Below are 20,586 nucleotides of genomic sequence, written 5' to 3' on the forward strand. Positions count from 1 at the left end.
CTGCAAGGGAATACTAATTGTATAAGGGAATAATCAGTGGTTGGCCATCAAACCCTCTTGGTTCTTCATGGTTCGTTATTGAACCTCCGCACCGGCGGCCATCGAGAGGTGTCCCTCCGCGAACAGCGTGGCAAAGAGCTTGCGCTGGGCGGTTCGAACGTGCTGATAGAACGCGGGCGGCGAGATGTCGAGCGCCGCCGCCACGTCCTCGCCGGTGCTGTCTCGCGGGGACTCGAAGTAGCCGCTGTAGTAGGCCGTCTGGACGACCTCCAGCTGTCGGTCGGTCAGCTCGTCGAGGAATCGCGCCGACAGCGTTCCTTCCGACGACCGGTCGATCGACTGCTTGGCGCGCAGTTCGACATCGGCGAACGAGCCCTCGACGATCCCTGTGACCGTCCGAACGTCGATGCTTTCCGGCACGTCGACGATCAGCGTCGTCCCGTCGGGCTCGGCCGTCACCTCCCGGACGACCGCGCCGTGGTCGGCCAGTTCCAGCGCGAGAAACGGCTCCGCGAGCCCCAGCCGGAGGACGCCGCTCTCGCCGTCGGCGCCCAGCGACCGCACGTCTTCGACTGCGAGCAGGTCGGCGGCGGCCCGCTCGACAGCCTCGACAGCGGCGTCGTCGACGGTGACGAACACGTGGCTTCCCTCCGCAGTCTGGCGGACGCCGCCGTGATAGGATAGCGTGCACTCGGCGTCGCGCGCGAGTCGTGAGAGAACGAAAGCGTCGTCGTCGACTTCGAACTCGACGCGGGTCATCGCGGTCGTCAGCAGGGCGTTTTTGCGCTCGATGGCGCTGAGCGCCGAGGCGATCGTCTCGCCGAGTTCGACCAGCACGGCGCGGGCGGTCTCGTCGAAGGCGTCGCGGCTCTCGGCGTACACCGTCAGGACGCCGTGGGTGATCTCGTTGTACCGCAGCGGGATGCTCAGCGCAGAGAGGTAGTCCCGGACGAGCGCGTCCTTACGCCACGGCTCTTCGCGGAGGCCGTCGGCGACGTTCGAGATCAGCGTCGCCTCGCCGGTCGCCGCGGTGCGGACCGCCGGCTCGGCGCCGCCGTCGGTCAGTTCGAATGACTGGCTGTCGAGATACCCCTGCCCGTCGCCCGCCCACGCCCGTGGCTCGATCGTCCCGGTCGATCGGTCGACCGCGCCGATCCACGCGAACGCAAAGCGGTCGTCGCCGGTGAGCAACTCGCAGACGGTGTGGTCGATCTCCTCGCGCGTCTCCGCTTGCACGAGCGCGTGATCGATCTCGCGGATCGTCTCGTTGACCCGGTTGAGTTCCGATAAGCGCTCGTTCTGTTGTTGAAGTCGTCGGTCCTGTTCGCGGAGCCGCGACTCCCGGTCGACCCGGTCGAGTGCGGCCTCCGCCGTCGCGGCGAGCAGGTCCGCGAGCTCCCGGTCCACCTGTCCGAACGCGCCGACGGCGCTCGATCCGGCGACGAATACGCCGTGATCCCCAAGCGGGATGTACGCCGTGCTTCGGAGCTCCGTCGCCCGATTTTCGAGCCGGTCGTCCCCGTGGACGTTGTCGAAGAACAGCGGTTCGTCCTCGACGAAGCTGTAGCTCGGCAGCGCGGCGCCGTCAGCGTGGACCGTCGGGAGCGGGCCGTTCAGCTCTGCCATCGCCGGCGAGTGCGCCGCCGGCTGGAGGTCGTTGGCGTCGGCGTCGAACAGGTAGACCGCGCTCGCGTCGACGCCGAGCACGCCCGGCGTGCTGTCGACGACGTGCTCGGCGATCTCTTGGTGGGTGCCGGCGTAGAGAAACTCGCGGGCGGTCTCTTGGAGCGTCGCCAGCGCGTCCTCGCGGCGCTTGCGCTTTGTCACGTCCCGACAGCTATAGAGGAGTCGCCCGCCCTGTATCGAGACCTCCCGGACGTTGACCAGTAGGGTGTGCTCGCGCCCGGCCTTGTCGGTCGCGGTGCACTCGATGTTCTTGAGCACGCCCTCGGCGGCGAGTTCCTCGCGGTCGAATAAGTCCTCGCCGAGCAGGTCGTCGATCGTCCCACGCTCGCGGATCTCCTCGGCGGTGTAGCCGAAGATGAAGTGCACGTTCGGACAGACGTACGTGTACTCGCCGTCCTCGTCGGTGATGAGGACGGTGTCGGTCATGTTGTTGAGCGTGACGCGGTGGAGCTCTTCGGAGCGACGCAGTTCCCGTTCCAGCCCGACGCGCTCGCTGATGTCGACGCCCTCGACGACGATCGAGGCGAGGTCGCCGCGCTCGTCCTCGACGGGGCGGACAGACAGGTCGATCACCCGCGGATTGGCGCCATCGGTCGGCTGAGAGACGACCGCGTTCCCGAACGACCCCGCCAGCGCCGTCTCGACGATTCGCCGGATGTCCGTTCTGAGGGCCGCCGATTCGGACCACCACGGCAGCGTCCAGAACGGCTCGCCAGCGGCGGCGTCAACGCCGTCGTCGAGCAACTCGTGAGCGCGCCGGTTCGCACGGACGAGCGCGCCCGTCTCGTCGAGCACCCACGTCGCGGTCCGCTCGTCGTCGAACACGGCGTCGAACTGCCGGGCCCGCTCGCGGCGCGTCGCAGTCTTCCGGGCCGAGCGAACGGCGCGTTCGGTCCGCGCCGCGAGATCGTCGATGGCCGTCTCGCCAGCGCCGTCGGCCGCCGCTTCGTCCGGGGCGTCGAGCGGCACATAGTCCGCAGCGCCGGCTGCGACGGCGTCGCTGGCGATAGCTTCGCTCCCCGACGCCGTTGCGATCACGACGGGGAGCGTCTCGGTCTCGGCACGGACCGTTTCGAGCAGTTCGATCCCGGTCGTCCCGTCGAGCGCGTGCTCGGCGAGCAGGCAGTCGACCGTCCCGCCGCGGACGGCATCGAGCGCCGCGGCGGCCGTCTCGACGCGCTCGACGGTCGTCGACTCGCGTGCTGAGAGCGCAGCAGCCGCCGGTTCGACCCACGCGGTCGTCCCGACGACCACGAGCCGCATCGGTTCGTCCGTCGGCGTCGCGGCGGTCATCGTCGCCTCGCCGCCGGTCGACGCCGCTCCTCGGTCCGGCCGCTGCACCGTCCCCGGCGGTGCTGGCGCTGCGTGCGTCTCGATCGCATAGATGGTTCACTATCAAACCCCTCGGTGGTAAATGCTGGTGTCGGACGAGCGAACGAACACGCGCTCGTCGGGGTCGATGGCGTCGCGGGTGTTACGAAGAAGTGTCTCGGGCGCTCACACGAGGAGCTGGATGTCGGCTTCGGCCATGTCCTGAATGGCCGTCGCGGCGCCGACGCCGGTGGTGACGCCGTCGTAGAAGTTATCCTCGTCGTAGTCCATCAGCTCGATGGTCATCTGGCAAGCTTGGAACTCCACGCCCATGTCGAGCGAGGTCTCGATGAGTTCCTCGATCGTCGCGGTCTCGTTGTCCTCGATCTTCTTTTCCATCATCGAGGTCGTCACTCGGTCCATGCCGGGGAGCGCGCCGACGACGTTCGGCACCGGCATGTTCGGGTTGCCGACCGAACTCAGCTTGAGGTTCTTCGAGTTCTCCTCGTGAAGGATGTCCAGTCCCCAGAACGTGTGGAACACCGTCACCTCGTAGCCGAAGGCGGCGGCGGTGCTGGCGAGGATCAGCGGCGGGTACGCCATGTCGAGCGTCCCTTTCGTGGCGATGATCGACATCTTCTTGCTGTCGTCGCCGCTGTCGCTCGTGGCTTCCGAGAGCTGTTCTTCGAGCTCGTCGACGCGGGCGGCGAGCTCGGCGCGTGAGGGGGCGTCGTCGACCGACCCACTGGATGTGTCCGTGCTCATCGGTTCACTCCGTCTTGCGCACGTAGTGCTTGTACACGCCGTCGCCCTCCTCCTGATCGAGCAGTTCGACGCCGTCGGTTCCGTCGGCCCAGCCCTCGATGTCGCTCATGCTGCCGGAGTCGGTCGCGACCACTTCGAGGACCTCATCGGCCGCGAGGTCGTCGATGGCGCCTTTCGTCTTGACGACCGGCATCGGGCAGCTCTGTCCTTTCACGTCGAGCGTCTCCGTGATGTCGAATGTTTCACTCATGGGTAGTTCGCTCCGTTGGTCTGTATTGGAGCTAACGCACAATATAGGATCCGTGGTTAAAAGAATGTTGGTTCTTGTAGAGTCTCTGCACATTCGACCCCTCGATTCCATCGCCCAAAAGAGTCTATTTGCACGCGAAGCACGCGTATAATGATCTAAGCCGGATCTTGACATCGTTGCCCGCTATCTCTCGGCCTGCTATATTGTGCAGTAAGTGAATTTCTATGAAAACTCTTTTGTGTATCTACCCTGTAGGTGGGGGTGTACGATATGAACGCTGACGACTTCCCCACCCCGGATGTCGAGGTCGAAACGATCGCTCCGGACACGCTGAAAGACCGCATCGATTCCGGCGAGGAGATCACGCTGTTGGACGCTCGCATGGCGTCTGACTACGACGAGTGGCACATCGACGGCGACAACGTCGAGTCGATCAACGTGCCGTACTTCCACTTCCTCGAGGACGACGTCGACGAGGACGTTCTCGAACAGGTTCCCGAGGACCGCGAAGTCACCGTCCTGTGTGCAAAGGGCGGCGCCAGCGAGTACGTCGCGGGCACGCTCGCCGAGCGCGGCTACGAGGTCAACCACCTCGAAGACGGGATGAACGGTTGGGCCAGCATCTACGAGGCCGTCGAAGTCGAGCGCTACGACGGTCCCGGGACGCTCCTGCAGTACCAGCGTCCCTCCTCGGGCTGTCTGGGCTACCTGCTGTACGACGACGGCGAGGCCGCCATCGTCGATCCCCTGCGCGCGTTCACCGACCGCTACCTCGACGACGCCGACGAACTGGGCGTCGACCTGCAGTACGCCATCGACACGCACGTCCACGCGGACCACATCTCGGGGGTCCGAGAACTCGCAGAGTTCTCGGGCTCGTCACGAGCGGAGCGAAGTGACGGTGTGCGCGATCTCGACGACGAGGGCGTCGAAGGCGTCATCCCCGAGGCCGCGGTCGACCGCGGCATCACCTACGCCGACGAGCTGACCACTGCAGCCGACGGCGACACCTTCGCGGTCGGCGACGCCGAAATCGAGGCCGTCTACACGCCCGGCCACACGACGGGCATGACCTCCTACCTGCTCGGCGACAGCCTGCTGGCCACTGGCGACGGGCTGTTCATCGAATCGGTCGCCCGACCCGACCTCGAAGAGGGCGACGACGGCGCGCCCGACGCCGCGCGCATGCTGTACGAATCCCTGCAGGAGCGGATCCTGACGCTCGACGACGACGTGCTGATCGGCGGCGCGCACTTCAGCGACGCCGCAGAGCCCGCCGAAGACGGCACCTACACCGCCCCGATCGGCCAACTCGTCGAGGAGATGGACGCCCTGACGATGGACGAAGACGAGTTCGTCGAGCTGATCCTCTCGGACATGCCGCCCCGGCCGGCCAACTACGAGGAGATCATCGCCACGAATCTGGGACAGGAATCGGTCGACGACGAGGAGGCGTTCAGCCTCGAACTCGGCCCGAACAACTGCGCTGCCAGCCAAGACTCGCTGGCCGGTGACTGAATAGATGGTCGTTGATCCGGTACCGCTCCAGCTGGCCGCCGAGCTGTTCCCCAACGGGATCAGCCGCTACGCCGTCGGCGGGCTGCTCGTCGGGCTCGGCGCGGTCGTGATCTACGTCGGGACCGGCATCCCCGCGGGAGCGAGCACGTTCTTAGAGTCGACGCTGTCGTACGTCTCGGACCAGTCGCGGTTCCAGCAGTACGTCGGCTCGCGCGACTGGCGGATCGTGTTCACCCTCGGGATCATCCTCGGCGCGCTGGCGTTCGCGGCGACGGTCCAGTCCGGCGTGATCTCGACCTCGCTGTACGAGCCCGGCTCGACCGGCGAGCTCTACGAGTTCGCGGGCATGACCTTCTGGTCGACCTCGGTCCAGCCGTGGCGGCTGTTCCTCGGCGGCATCCTCGTCGGGATCGGCACCCGGATCGGCAAGGGCTGTACGTCCGGCCACGGGGTCTGTGGCGTCGGTTCAGCGTCGAAGACCTCGCTCGTCGGCGTGGCGACGTTCCTGACCGTCGCCATCGTGACCGGTCAGATCGTCGCAGCCTTGGGGGTGAGCCCGTAGATGAGTAAGAATCGCCATCCCCTGTTCATGCCGCTGATCCTCGTCGGCGGCCTGATCTTCGGGTTCGGACTCGGCTTCAGCCACATGGCGCGGCCGGAGGTCGTGTTGAACTTCCTGCAGTTCGACGACCTCGGGCTGCCCTTCGTCATGTTCGGCGCGGCGATCGTCACCGGGATCGCCTTCGTGGTGATGCCCCGGCTCCGCGACACCGCGCCGCTGACGGGCGACATCTACGAGCGCCGACTCAAGTCGTTCGACAAGAACGTCCTGATCGGCGGCGGGATCTTCGGCGTCGGCTGGGGTCTCTCGGGCATCTGTCCCGGTGCGGCCTACGCCAGCCTCGGCGTCGGCAACATCACGATCCTCTGGGCGCTTGCCGGGATGTTCCTCGGCGCGTACATCCAGGGATACTGGCGCAGCCACGACGCCGACGCGGGCGCCGCGGCGGCGCGCGCCGACTGACCGCTTTTCGCTTTCGTACCGATGGATCTAGCTACTGCTGCTCTCTTCGTCGTCGCAGCGCTCGCCAGCCTGTTTATGGCGTGGGTGATCGGCGCGGGCTCCAGTGGCGCGACGCCGTTCGCTCCGGCGGTCGGCGCCAACGCCATCCCGACGATGCGTGCGGCGTTTATCGTCGGCATCTTCGGGCTCGCCGGCGCGATCACGCAGGGTGCGAACGTCTCCGAAGCAGTCGGGCGCGGCCTCGTCGGCGGCATCAGTCTCCCGGCGACGGGCGTCATCGTCGTCTTGCTGATCGGCGCCGGCCTCATGGCGATCGGCATCGCAACGGGCTACCCGATCGCCACGGCCTTTACCGTGACCGGCTCGGTCGTCGGCGTCGGTCTCGCGCTCGGGGGGACGCCGGTCTGGCCGAAGTACCTGCAAGTCGGTGCGGTCTGGGTGCTGACGCCGTTTGTCGGCGGTGGAATCGCCTACGGCATCGCAAGCGTGCTCCCACGCGAGGACGTTCCAGAACGGTACAGCATCCCGCTGTTGGCTGGGATCGTCGGCGCCGTTCTGGTGAACGTCGAGTTCGCGCTTTTGGGCCCGAACGGGACGGCCGGGTCGGTTGCTGGCCTCGTCCAGCGGAGCCTCGGCGTCGGCGGCTGGCCGGTGCTTGCCGTCGTCTCGCTGGTCGCGGCGGCCGCGATCGGCGGCGCCGTCGCGTGGGACGTTCGCCGCGACGAGGCGGCCGGGCTCAGACATGTTCTGCTGGCGCTCGGGTCGCTCGTCGCCTTTTCGGCTGGCGGGAGTCAGGTCGGGCTCGCCGTCGGTCCCCTGCTCCCGCTGCTCGATGAGGTCAGCGCCGTTCCGGCGATCGCCGTGCTCACCGGTGGTGGTCTCGGCATCCTCGTCGGCTCGTGGACCGGCGCGCCGCGGATGATCAAGTCGCTCGCACAGGACTACTCGTCGCTCGGCCCCCGACGCTCGATCTCCGCGCTCGTCCCGTCGTTTCTCATCGCTCAGACCGCGGTCCTGCTGGGCGTTCCCGTCTCGTTCAACGAGATCGTCGTCAGCGCGATCATCGGCAGCGGCGCCGCCGTCGGCGGCGGTAGCTCAGTGGGCTCGCGCAAAATTCTCGTGACGGTCGGCGCGTGGGCGGGCTCGCTCGTCCTCGCGCTGGTCGTCGGCTACGGGTCGGTTCTGTTGTTGCCGATCGGCTGACCGGAACAGCCATCGCTGGCCCGGTCGATCGTTGGCGATCGAGCCGAACATCTTCGTCGTTTCATTTAAATTGACTGCCCGTTCCCGCTCGGATAGAATGCCCTCAGAGATTTTGAAGCGGTGCAGTCCATCTGGAGGATATGAATCCCAAGCAGGTGTTCGGTCGTGGCGAACTGAACGCGAACCTCGACGCCGAGCAGTTGACCGCCGATATCGGCCTCGACGAGAACGAGATCGAGTGGCGAAAGGAGTTCATCGGTTTCGACGCCGAGGACGAGCGGCGTCTCGCGTCGATGGAGACCTTTCTCCGCGAACACAGAGAGGAGATCGCAGAACGGTTCTACGAGAATCTCACGCAGTACGACCAGACGACCGCGGTCATCGGGCGCTCGCCGAAGTCGATCGAGCAGCTCAAGATGACACAGCAGGCCTATCTGGTGACTCTGGCGACCGGCGACTACGACGAGGCGTACTTCCGGAATCGGGCGCGGATCGGCAAGCTCCACGAGATACTGGACATGCCGCTCAAACAGTACATCGGGCAGTACGGCGTCTACTACGATCTGCTGTTCGACCGCCTCGACGAACGAATCCAGAATCAGGTCGTCGAAGCGATCGAGGACTGGGCGGTCGAACGTGCCGAGTCCGAGCGCTCTGAGCGACTCTTCGGCGGCATGTTGAGCGCTCTCGGCGACGACGGGGACGACCCCGGTGACCTCGACGACGCCTTCGAGACGACTGTCCGGGAGTCGATTCACGACGGCATCGCCGACCTGCTGGCGCTGTTGCGGATCATCAACCTCGACGTGCAGGTCGCGTGTGACACCTATGTCGACTCCTACAGCAACCGCCTCGAACGCGAGATCCAGCGTCGAAAGCGCCTCGCCAGCGACGTCGAAACCGACGTTCGGGAGCCTCTCGGGGACCTCCACGACGCCGCGGGCGACGTGGCGGGGAGCGCAGAGACGATCCACGGGCTGGCGACCGACCAGTCCAACGGTGTCCACGCAGCCGCAGCGGAGATCGAGGAGCTGAGTGCGACCGTCGAGGAGATCGCCGGCACCGCGGGCGAGGTCCGAGCGGTCGGGGAACGAACTGAGGAGGTCTCCAGCGCAGGGCTCGACGAAGCCGAGGAGACGGCGGCGGCGATGGACGACCTCCGGGAGGCGATCCAAGTTGCAGTCCAGGCCACTGACCGGCTCGAAGAACAGGCCGACCGCATCGACGACGTCGTCGAGACGATCGATGAGGTGACGAGACAGACCAAGCTGCTCGCAACCAACGCCACGGTCGAGGCGACGCGGGGCGACGCGTCGAGCGACGCGCTCGAGATCCTCGGCGAGGAAGTCCGCTCGTTCGCGGACGACACGAGCGACCAACTCGAGGAACTCCCGGAGACCGTCAAGGAGCTCCGAGCGATCGCCCGCGAGGTCTCGGAGGCCGTCGACGACGCCGCGACCGAACTCGACGAGAGTTCCGCGCGGGTCGAATCGCTGGGCGAGCGGCTCGAAACCGTCCACGACGCCGCCGAGGAGACCGCCGACGGCATGGCGGAGATCGAGCGGGTAACCGACAGACAGGCCCGCAGCGCCGAGACCATCTCGTCCCAGATGGACGAACTCGCCGACGCCGCCGACCGCGTCGCCGGTGAGACGGAGTCGCTCGCCGCGGCGGCCGAAGAACAGACCGCCGCCCTAGGCGAAGTCGCCGGTTCGGTCGATCGGCTCACCGATACCGCCGAGGACACCGAGACACCGGGCGGGCGACGCCCCGAACCCTAGCACGGCATTTCTCGGCATCGGGCGATCCATGCCCGTTTGCCACAAAATGGTCTCCCGAGGCCGGGCTCAGGCCGTCCGCGGGGGCGGAACGAGATACACGTTCCCGGACGCCCGCGCAACGACTTCTTCGGAGACGCTGCCGAGCATCAGCCGTCGCAGCCGACTCCGTCCCCGCGAGCCGAGCAGGGTCGTCGCGGGTTCGACCTCGTCCTCGACGGCCAGAATCTCGTCGGCGGCGTCGCCGTACCGCAGTTCGATGCTGGTGTCGATGTCCCAGTCGTCGAGCCGGCCGGCGAGTGTTTCGAGTTGCGCTTCGGCGTCGTCGCTGGGATCTTTCGGCGACTCGACGTGGACGAGCGTCGCCTCCTCGGTCGCGTGGCGGAGATACGAGAACGCGTCGAACGCGCGCTCGGCGTTCTCCGAGAAGTCCGTCGCGTAGAGGATCCGCTGGAACAGGTGTTCGTGGCGAATTTCGGGCTCGTCGGTAGCGCGCTCGACGCGGTTGACCAGCAGCGGGACGACGGTCGTGCGCGCGAGATTCCGCGCAGTCGAACCGATCACGCGATTTTCGAGGGGGCTCTGGCCCCGCGAGCCGATGATCGTCATGTCGGCCCGAACGGTCCCGGCGATGCCGTTGATGCGGCGGTGGGGCGTCCCCCGGACGACGTGGGTCTCGACCTCGAACCCGGCCGACTCCATCACGGCGCGGTACCGGTCGAGTCCCTGCTGGCGTCGCTGCTGGAGGTCCATCCCCGGCATCCCGGCGTGGACGTTCGAGGGGACGACCGTCACGAGATGGATCGTCTCGACCCCGACCCTGTCGAGACACTCCAGACACGTCTCGTTGTGAATGGCCGCTTCGCTGGCCGCCGAAAGATCGGTCGCGTAGATCGCTCTCATACTGGGGACGACGTAGGCCATCCATACTACTGTTGGCATGGGCTGTCTGACGGCTGACCGCTATCCGATCTCGCCCCGTTGGTTGCGCGGAATTGTGTCTTCTGTACACAAGTCTTTTGCCGCTGGAGGACGAACTACCGCCCATGCCAGACGCGATGTCAGAGCAACTCCAGCAGGATATGGTCTGTGAGGGGCTGCTCGAATGCTTCCACGGCCTCAAGCAACTCGACCGGGAGTGCTTTCAGGCGCTCGTCGAGGCCGACGAGGCGCTCACTATCGACGAACTCGCCGACGCGGTCGGCCGCGAGCGTTCGACGGCGTACCGCTCGGTCCAACGGCTCCTGCAGGCCGGGTTCCTCCAGAAAGAACAGGTCAACTACGAACAGGGCGGCTACTACCACGTCTACGAGCCCACTGATCCCGAACGGATCGCCGCCGACATGCAGCGGCTGCTCAACGACTGGTACGCTAAAATGGGGCAACTCATCCAAGAGTTCGAATCGAAGTACGACCGCGACGCCCCGACTGCACCTTCGCTGGACGGCTAGGCTCGCGTCGCTGCGTGCTGTCGCCCCTCGTTTCTTTCTCCTCTCGTTGCGCGATTGAGGTCAACCGCTGAGACAGCCCGGTGACTCGCATCGACGCTACGCTGCCTCCTCGATTTGCTCCACCCAGACAGTGGCTAACGGTATTGTATGGTTGGTCCAAAACTCTTAACTACCGATGGCACATACGATGTGGTGATGACAGTAGACACCGCATCCAACTCCGACGCCGCGCTCGACGAACCGCTGCACGTCGACGGCCAGTCCGATCTCGACGCCGTCGTCTCCGACAACGACGTCGTGCTGGTCGACTTCTACGCCGACTGGTGTGGCCCCTGCCAGATGCTCGAACCGGTCGTCGAGTCGATCGCGTCCGACACCGACGCCGCCGTGGCGAAGGTCGACGTCGACGCCAACCAGCAACTCGCCGGCGCCTACGGCGTCCGCGGCGTCCCGACGCTCGTGCTGTTTGCCGACGGCGAGCAGGTCGAGCAGGTCGTCGGCGTCAAGCCCGAGGAGCAACTGCGTGGCCTGATCGAGCGCCACTCCGAATAGATGGCCGGTGACGTGCGCGACCTCGTGATCGCCGGCTCGGGCGTCGCCGGGCTGTCGGCCGCGATCTATGCCGCCCGCGCCGATCTCGATCCCCTCGTACTGGAGGGCGACGAGCCCGGCGGCCAGCTGACGCTGACGACCGATGTCGAGAACTACCTCGGCTTTCCCGAGGGCGTCGGCGGGATGGAGCTGATCCAGAACGGCAAAGAGCAGGCCGAGCGCTTCGGCGCCGAGTTCCGCCACGGCAGCATCGAGGCGGCCGACCTCGGCAACCAGCCCAAGCGACTCTCCCTGTCGACCGGCGAGACGATCCGAACGCGCGCGTTGATCGTCGCCACCGGCGCCAGCGCGCGCTGGGTCGGCGCGGATGGCGAGGACGAACTGATGGGCTACGGCCTCTCGACGTGTGCTACCTGCGACGGGGCGTTCCACCGCGGCGACGACGTGCTGGTCGTCGGCGGCGGCGACTCCGCGATGGAAGAGGCGACCTTCCTCGCCAAGTTCGCCGACTCGGTGACGGTCGTCCACCGGCGCGAGGAGCTTCGGGCCTCCGAGATCATGGCCGACCGCGCCCGCGAGCACGAGGACATCGAGTTCGCGTGGAACACCGAACTCGTCGAACTGCAGGGCTCCCAAGACGAGGGCGTCACCGGCGCGACGCTCGTCTCCCACCCCGATGGCTACCCCCGAGAGAAGCACGCGGCCGGCGAGGACGTGACCGTCGAGGAAGTCGATGTCGGCGGCGTGTTCTACGCCATCGGCCACGAGCCAAACACCGGCTTCCTCCGCGAGACGGCCGTCGACCTCGACGGCGAGGGGTACGTGGTGCCCGCGCCCGCCGACGAACAGTGGGCGACGACCGAGACCGGCGTCGACGGCGTCTTCGCCGCCGGCGACGTGATGGACACCGAGTACCAGCAGGCCGTCACCGCCGCCGGCACGGGAAGCATGGCCGCGTTAGACGCCGAAGAGTGGCTCGAAGCCGACGACGCCGTCGCGGCGACGCCGATGCCCGCCTCGCCCGAACCCTGAGATCCTCGATATCTCTTCGGAATGCTGAAATCCTTTTTTCCGACTCAGAGGAACAGCGCCGGGATCGTGTTCCGGAAGATGTTGAGCGAGATGACAAAGAGTAGCGCGACGACGAACCAGTTGAATTTGCGCTCGTCGAACTCCAGTCGGCGAAGGTAGGTACCGAGCAGCAGGCCGACGATCGTGACGACCGCGATCACCGAGCCGAGCCAGAGCCGGTAGGTCGTCAGCAGGTCGGTAAACAGCGCCATCTGCACGATGCGGATGGTGAAGATCGTTCCCAGCACCATCGAGAGCCCGCCGATGTATCGCTCGGTGTCGCGCTCGAACGTGTGGAAGTACGCCGGCAGCAGCGGACCGAGGTTGGCGACCGCGAGCAAGAACCCCTCCAACAGCCCGGCGACGCCGAGCGCGAGCGGGTTGTGGGTCTCCTCGACGGCGACGAAGTCCTGTACGAGCTGAAAGACGACGTAGCCGAAGATAACCAGCCCGATGAGGAACGGCACGATCGGGCCGGTGTTTAATCTGGCGAGCGCGAAGACGCCGACGACGGTGCCGATGGCCGACAGCGCCAGCAGCGGCCACTCCTCGCGGACGAACGTGAGACCGGTGTCGGTCTCGCCGATCTGGAACATGTTCAGCATCCACGGCGGGATCGCAAGCACGACGACGGCGAACGTCGGGTCGATCACCGACGCGAAGATCGGCGTCGTGATCAGCGCGTAGCCGAAGCCGACCATTCCCTTGACGACCCCGGCGAGGATCGCCACGCCGACGAACAGCCCGAGCAGCCCCAGCGACACGTCGGACTGGACGCCCTTGCCGAGGTTGTCCATCCCCGGGAAGAAGACGACCGAGCCGGCGATGACGGCCAGACTCGCGGCGACCATCATCACCTCGCGGTACTGGAACTGCCGGACGTTCGAGACGAACTGTTCGATATCGACGGTAGACTCTGGCGCACTCATGGATCGTCACTGGTCAGTACGGCGCTGACCGCGTACGTATCACCTTCTAGAACCCCGCACGTATCCGTCACACTCTCACGGCGAGAGCCACGGCCATTCCGGTCGTCGAGAACACGCTGAATCGACAGTATCGGTGCTGCTGACCGGTGTCGCGTCCGTCGCTGCCGATTTTCGGATGTCACAGGAGCCGGCAACATTCTCGGCCACACCGCTTTCACCCCGTGGGAAGTTGTACCGAGAATTATCTCACTGGGCGCCCAAACACCGACGTGAAGGCCAATGTACGATCGAATCCTCGTCCCGACCGACGGCAGCGAGCACGCCCGCCGGGCGGCGGCACACGCCGAGTCGCTCGCGTCGGCGTTCGACGCGACGCTGCACATCGTTTCCGTAGTCGATCTGCAGGCGGCGGCCGGACCGTTCGACGCCGGCGGACTCGAACCCGAGTTCGTCGAGCGTCTCGACGCGAACGGTCGAGAGCTCGTCGAGTCGACCGTCGACGCTCTCGACGGCTCGGCGGACGTTCACACTGAGATCGTCAGGGGTCGGCCGGCCGACTCGATCCTCGAGTACGCCGCGGACAACGGCGTCGGTCTGATCGCCATGGGCACGCACGGTCGGTCGGGAATCCGGCGCTACGTCGCCGGCAGCGTCGCCGAGAGCGTCGTTCGACGGGCCGACGTGCCGGTGTTCACCGTTCGGGCGACCGATCGGAGCCGGCTCGACGACGGGTACGACGACGTGCTCGTTCCCACGGACGGCAGCGAACACGCGCTGGCGGCCGCCGAGCACGCTGTCGCTCTCGCCGGCGCCAGCGGCGCACGTATCCACGCGCTCAACGTCGTCGATGTCGGCGTCGCGTCGTCCTCGCCCGACCTGACGCCCCCGACGACGCTGCTCGATCAACTACGCGACGCCGGCGAGCGAGCGACGGACGCGGTCGCCGAGCGCGCCGACGAGGCCGGCCTCGACGCCGAGACGGAGGTCCGGGAAGGGTTCCCCGCCCAGACCGTCGTGGAGTACGCCGACGAGGCAGACATCGACCTGATTGCGATGGGGACTGCCGGGCGCTCCGGAATCGGGCGGCATCTCGTCGGCAGCACCGCCGCGAAGGTGATCCGCCGGGCCGAGATGCCGGTCCTCTCGACGACTGCGGGCGACCGCTCGCCCGACGCCTGATAGTTCCGACCCGAGCGCCGGCGTCACCCCGGCAAGAACACGTTGACGATGGCGACGACGAGCCCGGCCAGCGCCATCCGGCCCGCGGCGACGTACCACCGCTGCCCGGAGATCGAGCCCATGTACGCACCGAACGTGCCCAGAATGGCGATGCCGAGCGCGATCGATACCAGCGCCGCCGTGACGATCGTCAGCCCGGCGTCGACGAACAGGAACGGCACGAGCGGGATGAGAATACCGATCAGCGGTCCCAAACCGCTCATCGCGGCGTGGACGACCCGCGCGCTCTGTTGGTCGCGATGGACCCGTGTGTCGTCCAGATCGGTCAGCATCGCCCGCTCGATGCGCAGGATCTCGGCGCGCGTCTCGGCGCGTTCGATCTCCCAGACGCTCCAGATCGCCGACGTTCCCAGCCCGACCGCGGCGCCCAGCCCGATCTTGACGACCGTCGCACCCTCGGTGACCCCCGAGAGCACCGCCCCGACGACGATGCCGATGCAGGTGAGCGTGCCGTCGAACCCGTTCGAGACGAAGTAGCGTCGCGCGATCGACCGGACCTCCTCGTCGCCGAGCGCCTGTCTGAGACGCCGCTGGAACGACATTACGGATCCCGGACCGTCCGACGATCCTCGGCGACGTACTCGCCACAGGCGACTTGGTCGATCGAGTGGACGGTCCCGCCGAACTCCTCGACGGCGGCTTCGATCGTGTCGGCGTCGAGATCCTGTCCCTCGAAGGTGATCTCGACGTTCTGGACCTCCTTGTCCAACTCGATCAGCGTCGCGGTCACGGCCGCCACGCTCTCGACCTCGCCGAGGTGTCCGGCGAACTCGTCGAGCGGGGGACTGTGCGGCTTCAGAACATCCACGACGAGGCGTCGAAGCGGAGCCATAGGCTAGAGTAGTCGGTCGGGAACAAAACGTTCCCGGCGGGACGCTTGGGGCCGACTATCGGCACCGACGGGCGGGGCCAACCACCAATAGCTCGGCGTTCGACACCTCACGCGTGCCCGACTCCGCCCACAGCCGGCCGGCCGACGGCGTCCTGTCGTCGGTGGACAGCCGCCACGATGGCCTCGCGGACGCCGAGGCACGGCGCCGACTCGACGCCGACGGCCCCAACGAGGTCGAACGCTCCAGTCAGCGAACGTGGGTCGACATCGCGGTCGCCCAGTTCGACAGCGCGCTGATCTGGGTGCTGGTCGCCGCTGCCGCGCTGTCAGTGTGGGCGGGCCACGCCGTCGACGCCGTCCTCATCGCCGGCATCGTGCTCGCCAACGGCGCCTTCGGCTTCGTACAGGACTACCGGGCCGAGGAGAGCCTCGAATCGTTACGAGAGCTCACCGCGCCGACGGCGACGGTGCGCCGCGACGGCCGCTCGGTCGAGCTTGAGGCGACGAAACTGGTCGTCGGCGACGTAGTGGAACTGTCGGGCGGCGATGTCGTCCCGGCCGACGCCCGGCTGCTCGAAACCAGTTCGCTGGAAGTCGACGAGGCGGCGCTGACCGGCGAGAGCGCGCCCGTCTCGAAGGATCCCGACCCCGATCCCGTGGAGACGCCGCTGGCCGAGCGCACCGCCATGGCGTACAAGGGAACCAACGTCACGCGGGGATCCGGCGTCGCCGTCATCACCGCGACCGGGATGGACACCGAGGTCGGCGCCATCGCCCGCTCGCTCGCCGAGACCGCCGAGACCGACACCCCGCTGCAGGCCGAACTCGATGCGTTGGGTCGGACGCTCGGCCTCGGCGTCGTCGCCCTCGCCGCGCTGGTGATCCCGCTGTTGCTCGTCGAGGGGACGGGACCGGTTCAGGCGGCCCTGACCGCGATCTCGCTGGCCGTCGCCGCGGTTCCGGAGGGGCTGCCGGCGGTGGTGACGCTGACGCTCGCGCTCGGCGTCCGCGCCATGGCCGACGAAAACGCGCTCGTCCGTCGGCTGCCGGCCGTCGAGGCGCTTGGATCGGTCGACGTGGTCTGTACCGACAAGACCGGGACGCTCACCCGCGGTCAGATGACCGTCCGGCGCATCTGGGTCAACGACGCCGTCGTCGACGCCGACGACGCCGAAACGCACCCCCACGCTGACCGGATCGAGCGTCTGCTGCGGGCCGGTGCGCTGTGCAACGACGCGACGCCCGCGGACGGCGACGAACCGTCTGAGGGCGATGATCCGACCGAGCAGGCCATCGTCGACGCCGCCGTCGAGCACGGCATCGATGTCCGTGGCGTGCGCGAGCGCACTCCTCGGACCGACGAGATCCCCTTCTCCTCGGAGCGCAAGTGGATGGGCACCGTCCACGGCGACGTGGCCTACGTCAAGGGCGCGCCGGAGGTCGTCGTCCCGATGGCAGCGCGCGTGCTGACCGCCGACGGGCCCGTCGAACTGACCGACGAGCGCGCCGCCCGCGTCCGCGAGCAGGTGCGGTCGTTCGGCGACGACGCGCTTCGCGTGCTCGCGGTCGCCGTCGCTCCCGATCCGGACGCCATCGAGGGTGGGCTGACGCTGCTCGGACTGGTCGGCATGCTCGACCCGCCCCGCGAGGAGGTCGCCGACGCCGTCGCCGCGACGACGCAAGCGGGCGTCGATGTGAAGATGGTGACCGGCGACAACGCCCGCACCGCCGCCGCGATCGGCGGGTCGCTCGGGCTGGGCGAGTCCGTCCTCGAAGGCCGCGAGGTCGCCGCGCTCGACGACGCCGAACTCCGGGAACGCGTCGAGTCGGTCGACGTGTTCGCGCGCACCTCGCCGGCCCACAAGGTCCGAATCCTGCGCGCGCTGCAGGACAACGGCCACGTCGTCGCCATGACGGGCGACGGCGTCAACGACGCGCCGGCCCTGAAAAACGCCGACATCGGCGTGGCGATGGGCGTCCGGGGAACCGACGTGGCAAAGCAGGCCAGCGACGTGGTCCTGTTGGACGACGACTACACGACCATCGAGCGGGCGATCGAGCGCGGCCGGGCGATCTTCGACAACGTCTGGAAGTTCGTCGGCTATCTGCTGAGCGCGAACGTCGCCGAGGTCGCGCTCGTGTTTCTTGCCTCCCTGCTTGGCTATCTCGTGCTCCCGGCGGTCCAGTTGCTCTGGATCAACCTGCTCACCGACGGCCTGCCGGCGCTGGCGCTCGGCGCCGACCCCAAGAGCGGCGACGTGATGGAGCGCTCGCCGCGGGACCCCGACCGTGGCATCGTCGACCGGGAGATGCTCGGCCTGATCGGCGGCACCGGCACCGTCTCGACGCTGCTGATGCTCGGGCTGTTGTTCGCCGTCCTCGACGGCGCGGCGTCGGTGACGCCCTACGCCATGACGATGGTGTTCACCGGCTTCGTCTGCATCGAGTTCGGGAAACTGTACGCGATCCGGTGGCTCCGCGAGACGCCGACGCTCTCGAACGGCTGGCTCGCCGCGGCGGTCGGCACGTCGCTGCTGTTACAGCTCGCTGTCCTGTACACGCCGCTCAACGAGTACTTCGGGACCGTTCCGCTCGGACTCGGCGACTGGGCCGTCCTCGGCGGCGTCCTCGCGGTCGCGCTGCCGGCGTACCTGCTGGTCGCCGTCGGCGTCCGGCGGCTGTAAAACGATCCGCGGTCCGACTCAGTCGTCGTCGGTTTCGGTCGTGACCTCGGCGCTCTCGCCCTGCTCGCTCAGGACATCGCCGAGCCCGTCGACCGGCCGGTCGGGGTTGGCCCGCGAGGCGGCGCTGGTCAGGCCGAGCTGGTAGCGGCCCGCGTCCTCGCGCAGACTGGTGCGGCCCCGATGGACCGACAGGTCGTTGTTGAGATGCAGGCGAACGGCTTCGAGCAGGGCGTCGGCCTCCAGCGGCTGGCCGCGCTGCTTGAGGTCCTCGCGGGTGTCGTCGTCGTGTACGTCGCAGGCGCGTTGGGTGATAATCGGCCCCTGATCTAGGTCCGTCGTCACGTAGTGGGCGGTGACGCCTGCGATGCGGACGCCCTCTTGGATGGCCTGCTCGTAGGCCCGTGCCCCGGGGAACGCCGGCAGCAGGCTCGGATGGATGTTGATGATCCGATCCTCGTACCGGAACACGACGTTCGGGCTGAGAATCCGCATGTACCGCGCCAGCACGATCAGGTCGGCGTCGTACTCCGCGAGCAGATCCAGTAGCTCGTCCTCGTCGGGAGTGCCCTTCTCGTCGCCCACGTCGTAGAACGGGACGCCGTACTGCTCGGCGAGCGGCTCCAGATCGTCGTGGTTGCCGATCACGACCGAGATGTCCGCGCCGAGTTCGTCGTTGGTCCAGGCCTCGAACAGCGCTTCGAGGCAGTGTGATTCCTTGGTCACGAGCACGGCGATCTGTTGGGTCTCGCGGTCGGCGGGGAATCGAACCTGCACGTCGACGCCGAGCTCGTCACCCAGCTCTTGGAGGTCCTCGCGGAGTTTCTCCTCCGTACAGACCATGTCGCTGGTGTCGACGGTCGTCGTCATCCGGAACAGCCCGTCCCGGACCGCCTGATCGACGTCTTCGATGTTGATTCCGCGCTCGAACAGTAGGGTGGTAAACTGCGCGACGATTCCAGTCGAATCGTCTCCGATGACCGTGATCTCGGTCAGTTCGTTCGTCACTGCGACCACCTCCGCGCGGAATCAGTGTCCGTCATCAGGCTATATCTGACCGTCGGCGGGTAAAAGGCTTGTTTTCGGCCGTCTCCTGACTGTGACGGACGGTACCATCCCAACGACTTTCGGGGGTTCTGCCGGGCTGTGACAGCGATGATAACCACGTACGTGTATACCACCGAGAAGTCACAAATGTTTTTGCGCACGGTCGCCCAACTACGATCGATGACTGGCTACACCGCCACGGTCACCGTGCGGCTCAAGCGGGGCGTGCTCGACCCCGAGGCCGAGACGACCCAGCGATCGCTCGAACGCCTCGGGTTCGAACTCGACTCGCTGCGCTCTGCCGACCGGTTCGAGATCGATCTGGACGCCGAGTCGGCCGACGACGCCGGCGAACGCGTCGAGGAGATGGCCGAGCGCCTGCTGGCGAACCCCACGATCCACGACTACGACGTCGAGGTCGAGGAGCGATAACAGATGACTTCCGAAAGACGGTCCTGCTCGCTTCTCTTCGCAGGCTGCGACTTTCGACGTCACACTCGCCACCGGAGGTGGCTCGCGTGACTGTCTCGATCATCCGCTTTGGCGGATCGAACTGCGACCGCGACGCCGAGCGCGCGCTGGCTGACCTCGGCGTCGACGCCGAGATCGTCTGGCACGAGGACGGCCTGCCCGAGGACACCACCGGCGTGATGCTGCCCGGCGGCTTCTCCTATGGCGACTACCTGCGCGCCGGCGCGATGGCGGCCCGCTCGCCGATCATGCAGGAAGTCCGGGCGGCCGCCGAAGACGGCGTCCCCGTGCTCGGCGTCTGCAACGGCGCACAGGTCGGTTCGGAGTCGACGCTCACCGAGGGCGCTTTCACGACCAACCGGAGCGCGCGCTTCCAGTGCGAGCACGTCTATCTGCGCGTCGAGAACGCCGACACGCCGTGGACGGCCGCCTACGAGGAGGGCGAGGTAATCGAGATCCCGATCGCCCACGGCGAAGGGCGATTCGAGATCACCGACGACCGTCTCGAAACGCTCCGCGAGGAAGACAGGGTTCTGTTTCGGTACTGCGACGCCGACGGCGAAGTCACCGAGGCAGCAAACCCCAACGGCTCGAAGGACAACGTGGCCGGTATCCTCGGCGAGGACGAACACGTCGCTGTGCTGATGCCCCATCCCGAGCGCGCGACGCTTTCGGACGTGGGTGGCACGGACGGACGCGGCGTCCTCCGTGGGTTTTCGTCGAACTAGCTCGTCGCCGCGTTCGATTTTCCTGTTGCAAGAGCAACATCTGCCGGAAA

At 67.1% G+C, this 20,586-nt stretch carries 20 protein-coding genes; 12 read left to right on the plus strand and 8 right to left on the minus strand.

The features are described from left to right. Positions 1 to 75: 75 nt before the first annotated feature. The 3 genes from CRO01_RS15375 to CRO01_RS15385 all read right to left on the minus strand — a co-directional run bounded on the left by CRO01_RS15375 (position 76) and on the right by CRO01_RS15385 (position 4,012). Positions 76 to 2,979 (minus strand): bacterio-opsin activator domain-containing protein, encoded by a 2,904-nt coding sequence (locus CRO01_RS15375; RefSeq protein WP_097010079.1) that lies wholly within the window; start codon positions 2,977 to 2,979, stop codon positions 76 to 78. Between the two features lie 204 nt (positions 2,980 to 3,183). After that, entirely contained in the window at positions 3,184 to 3,762 is a 579-nt protein-coding gene (locus tag CRO01_RS15380; protein WP_097010055.1) for a DsrE/DsrF/DrsH-like family protein, read from the minus strand. A 4-nt stretch (positions 3,763 to 3,766) separates the two neighbouring features. After that, on the minus strand, positions 3,767 to 4,012 hold the full coding sequence (locus CRO01_RS15385; protein ID WP_097010056.1) for a sulfurtransferase TusA family protein: 246 nt from the start codon (positions 4,010 to 4,012) through the stop codon (positions 3,767 to 3,769). 270 nt (positions 4,013 to 4,282) lie between these two features. Between CRO01_RS15385 and CRO01_RS15390 the strand changes: the two genes are divergently transcribed. The 5 genes from CRO01_RS15390 (at position 4,283) to CRO01_RS15410 (ending at position 9,538) form a co-directional block, all read left to right on the plus strand. Then, the gene (locus CRO01_RS15390) at positions 4,283 to 5,530 is read left to right on the plus strand and encodes an MBL fold metallo-hydrolase (protein WP_097010057.1); all 1,248 of its coding nucleotides are present in this window, start codon (positions 4,283 to 4,285) and stop codon (positions 5,528 to 5,530) included. Positions 5,531 to 5,534: 4 nt separating this feature from the next. Next, positions 5,535 to 6,092 (plus strand): YeeE/YedE family protein, encoded by a 558-nt coding sequence (locus CRO01_RS15395; protein WP_097010058.1) that lies wholly within the window; start codon positions 5,535 to 5,537, stop codon positions 6,090 to 6,092. Further along, positions 6,093 to 6,554, plus strand: coding sequence for a DUF6691 family protein (locus tag CRO01_RS15400; protein WP_097010059.1), 462 nt, complete (start codon positions 6,093 to 6,095; stop codon positions 6,552 to 6,554). 21 nt (positions 6,555 to 6,575) lie between these two features. After that, positions 6,576 to 7,757, plus strand: coding sequence for an inorganic phosphate transporter (locus tag CRO01_RS15405; RefSeq protein ID WP_097010060.1), 1,182 nt, complete (start codon positions 6,576 to 6,578; stop codon positions 7,755 to 7,757). Positions 7,758 to 7,897: 140 nt separating this feature from the next. Next, positions 7,898 to 9,538 (plus strand): globin-coupled sensor protein, encoded by a 1,641-nt coding sequence (locus tag CRO01_RS15410; protein WP_097010061.1) that lies wholly within the window; start codon positions 7,898 to 7,900, stop codon positions 9,536 to 9,538. Between the two features lie 66 nt (positions 9,539 to 9,604). Here the strand turns inward: CRO01_RS15410 and CRO01_RS15415 are convergent, their stop codons facing one another. Further along, positions 9,605 to 10,438 carry a universal stress protein gene (locus CRO01_RS15415; RefSeq protein ID WP_097010080.1) on the minus strand — a complete coding sequence of 278 codons (834 nt, stop codon included), beginning with the start codon at positions 10,436 to 10,438 and terminating at the stop codon, positions 9,605 to 9,607. A gap of 143 nt (positions 10,439 to 10,581) precedes the next feature. On the opposite strand from CRO01_RS15415, the gene CRO01_RS15420 reads away from it, so the two are divergent. From CRO01_RS15420 to CRO01_RS15430, 3 genes are all read left to right on the plus strand, one after another. Further along, positions 10,582 to 10,986, plus strand: coding sequence for a helix-turn-helix domain-containing protein (locus CRO01_RS15420; RefSeq protein WP_097010062.1), 405 nt, complete (start codon positions 10,582 to 10,584; stop codon positions 10,984 to 10,986). 195 nt (positions 10,987 to 11,181) lie between these two features. Next, on the plus strand, positions 11,182 to 11,538 hold the full coding sequence (gene trxA / locus CRO01_RS15425) for a thioredoxin (RefSeq protein ID WP_097010063.1): 357 nt from the start codon (positions 11,182 to 11,184) through the stop codon (positions 11,536 to 11,538). After that, positions 11,539 to 12,570 carry an NAD(P)/FAD-dependent oxidoreductase gene (locus CRO01_RS15430; protein ID WP_097010064.1) on the plus strand — a complete coding sequence of 344 codons (1,032 nt, stop codon included), beginning with the start codon at positions 11,539 to 11,541 and terminating at the stop codon, positions 12,568 to 12,570. A gap of 44 nt (positions 12,571 to 12,614) precedes the next feature. On the opposite strand, the gene CRO01_RS15435 is transcribed toward CRO01_RS15430, so the two are convergent. Beyond that, entirely contained in the window at positions 12,615 to 13,538 is a 924-nt protein-coding gene (locus CRO01_RS15435) for a sulfite exporter TauE/SafE family protein (RefSeq protein WP_097010065.1), read from the minus strand. A gap of 279 nt (positions 13,539 to 13,817) precedes the next feature. Here CRO01_RS15435 and CRO01_RS15440 point away from each other — a divergent pair, with 279 nt between their 5' ends. Beyond that, positions 13,818 to 14,717 carry a universal stress protein gene (locus tag CRO01_RS15440; RefSeq protein WP_097010066.1) on the plus strand — a complete coding sequence of 300 codons (900 nt, stop codon included), beginning with the start codon at positions 13,818 to 13,820 and terminating at the stop codon, positions 14,715 to 14,717. A 23-nt stretch (positions 14,718 to 14,740) separates the two neighbouring features. On the opposite strand, the gene CRO01_RS15445 is transcribed toward CRO01_RS15440, so the two are convergent. Together CRO01_RS15445 and CRO01_RS15450 are read right to left on the minus strand one after the other, a co-directional pair. Continuing rightward, positions 14,741 to 15,319 carry a VIT1/CCC1 transporter family protein gene (locus tag CRO01_RS15445; RefSeq protein WP_097010067.1) on the minus strand — a complete coding sequence of 193 codons (579 nt, stop codon included), beginning with the start codon at positions 15,317 to 15,319 and terminating at the stop codon, positions 14,741 to 14,743. After that, the gene (locus CRO01_RS15450) at positions 15,319 to 15,609 is read right to left on the minus strand and encodes a DUF211 domain-containing protein (protein WP_097010068.1); all 291 of its coding nucleotides are present in this window, start codon (positions 15,607 to 15,609) and stop codon (positions 15,319 to 15,321) included. The genes CRO01_RS15445 and CRO01_RS15450 overlap by 1 nt, the downstream gene beginning before the upstream one ends. A gap of 113 nt (positions 15,610 to 15,722) precedes the next feature. Between CRO01_RS15450 and CRO01_RS15455 the strand changes: the two genes are divergently transcribed. Further along, positions 15,723 to 18,293, plus strand: coding sequence for a cation-translocating P-type ATPase (locus CRO01_RS15455; RefSeq protein WP_097010069.1), 2,571 nt, complete (start codon positions 15,723 to 15,725; stop codon positions 18,291 to 18,293). 18 nt (positions 18,294 to 18,311) lie between these two features. Here CRO01_RS15455 and CRO01_RS15460 read toward each other — a convergent pair whose 3' ends face one another. Next, positions 18,312 to 19,298 carry a formyltetrahydrofolate deformylase gene (locus CRO01_RS15460; protein WP_097010081.1) on the minus strand — a complete coding sequence of 329 codons (987 nt, stop codon included), beginning with the start codon at positions 19,296 to 19,298 and terminating at the stop codon, positions 18,312 to 18,314. A 219-nt stretch (positions 19,299 to 19,517) separates the two neighbouring features. Between CRO01_RS15460 and purS the strand changes: the two genes are divergently transcribed. Further along, positions 19,518 to 19,769 carry a phosphoribosylformylglycinamidine synthase subunit PurS gene (gene purS, locus CRO01_RS15465; protein WP_097010070.1) on the plus strand — a complete coding sequence of 84 codons (252 nt, stop codon included), beginning with the start codon at positions 19,518 to 19,520 and terminating at the stop codon, positions 19,767 to 19,769. Positions 19,770 to 19,855: 86 nt separating this feature from the next. Continuing rightward, positions 19,856 to 20,536, plus strand: coding sequence for a phosphoribosylformylglycinamidine synthase I (gene purQ, locus CRO01_RS15470; RefSeq protein ID WP_097010071.1), 681 nt, complete (start codon positions 19,856 to 19,858; stop codon positions 20,534 to 20,536). The last annotated feature ends 50 nt before the right edge of the window (positions 20,537 to 20,586 follow it).

The sequence above is a fragment of the Natronoarchaeum philippinense genome, assembly GCF_900215575.1.
GTDB lineage: Archaea > Halobacteriota > Halobacteria > Halobacteriales > Natronoarchaeaceae > Natronoarchaeum > Natronoarchaeum philippinense.

Excerpts from the sequence above, each read along its gene's own strand:
- CRO01_RS15375 (WP_097010079.1), bottom strand. The coding sequence starts at position 2,979 with ATGACCGCCGCGACGCCGACGGACGAACCGATGCGGCTCGTGGTCGTC.
- CRO01_RS15380 (WP_097010055.1), bottom strand. The coding sequence starts at position 3,762 with ATGAGCACGGACACATCCAGTGGGTCGGTCGACGACGCCCCCTCACGC.
- CRO01_RS15385 (WP_097010056.1), bottom strand. The coding sequence starts at position 4,012 with ATGAGTGAAACATTCGACATCACGGAGACGCTCGACGTGAAAGGACAG.
- CRO01_RS15390 (WP_097010057.1), top strand. The coding sequence starts at position 4,283 with ATGAACGCTGACGACTTCCCCACCCCGGATGTCGAGGTCGAAACGATC.
- CRO01_RS15395 (WP_097010058.1), top strand. The coding sequence starts at position 5,535 with ATGGTCGTTGATCCGGTACCGCTCCAGCTGGCCGCCGAGCTGTTCCCC.
- CRO01_RS15400 (WP_097010059.1), top strand. The coding sequence starts at position 6,093 with ATGAGTAAGAATCGCCATCCCCTGTTCATGCCGCTGATCCTCGTCGGC.
- CRO01_RS15405 (WP_097010060.1), top strand. The coding sequence starts at position 6,576 with ATGGATCTAGCTACTGCTGCTCTCTTCGTCGTCGCAGCGCTCGCCAGC.
- CRO01_RS15410 (WP_097010061.1), top strand. The coding sequence starts at position 7,898 with ATGAATCCCAAGCAGGTGTTCGGTCGTGGCGAACTGAACGCGAACCTC.
- CRO01_RS15415 (WP_097010080.1), bottom strand. The coding sequence starts at position 10,438 with ATGAGAGCGATCTACGCGACCGATCTTTCGGCGGCCAGCGAAGCGGCC.
- CRO01_RS15420 (WP_097010062.1), top strand. The coding sequence starts at position 10,582 with ATGCCAGACGCGATGTCAGAGCAACTCCAGCAGGATATGGTCTGTGAG.
- trxA (WP_097010063.1), top strand. The coding sequence starts at position 11,182 with ATGACAGTAGACACCGCATCCAACTCCGACGCCGCGCTCGACGAACCG.
- CRO01_RS15430 (WP_097010064.1), top strand. The coding sequence starts at position 11,539 with ATGGCCGGTGACGTGCGCGACCTCGTGATCGCCGGCTCGGGCGTCGCC.
- CRO01_RS15435 (WP_097010065.1), bottom strand. The coding sequence starts at position 13,538 with ATGAGTGCGCCAGAGTCTACCGTCGATATCGAACAGTTCGTCTCGAAC.
- CRO01_RS15440 (WP_097010066.1), top strand. The coding sequence starts at position 13,818 with ATGTACGATCGAATCCTCGTCCCGACCGACGGCAGCGAGCACGCCCGC.
- CRO01_RS15445 (WP_097010067.1), bottom strand. The coding sequence starts at position 15,319 with ATGTCGTTCCAGCGGCGTCTCAGACAGGCGCTCGGCGACGAGGAGGTC.
- CRO01_RS15450 (WP_097010068.1), bottom strand. The coding sequence starts at position 15,609 with ATGGCTCCGCTTCGACGCCTCGTCGTGGATGTTCTGAAGCCGCACAGT.
- purS (WP_097010070.1), top strand. The coding sequence starts at position 19,518 with ATGACTGGCTACACCGCCACGGTCACCGTGCGGCTCAAGCGGGGCGTG.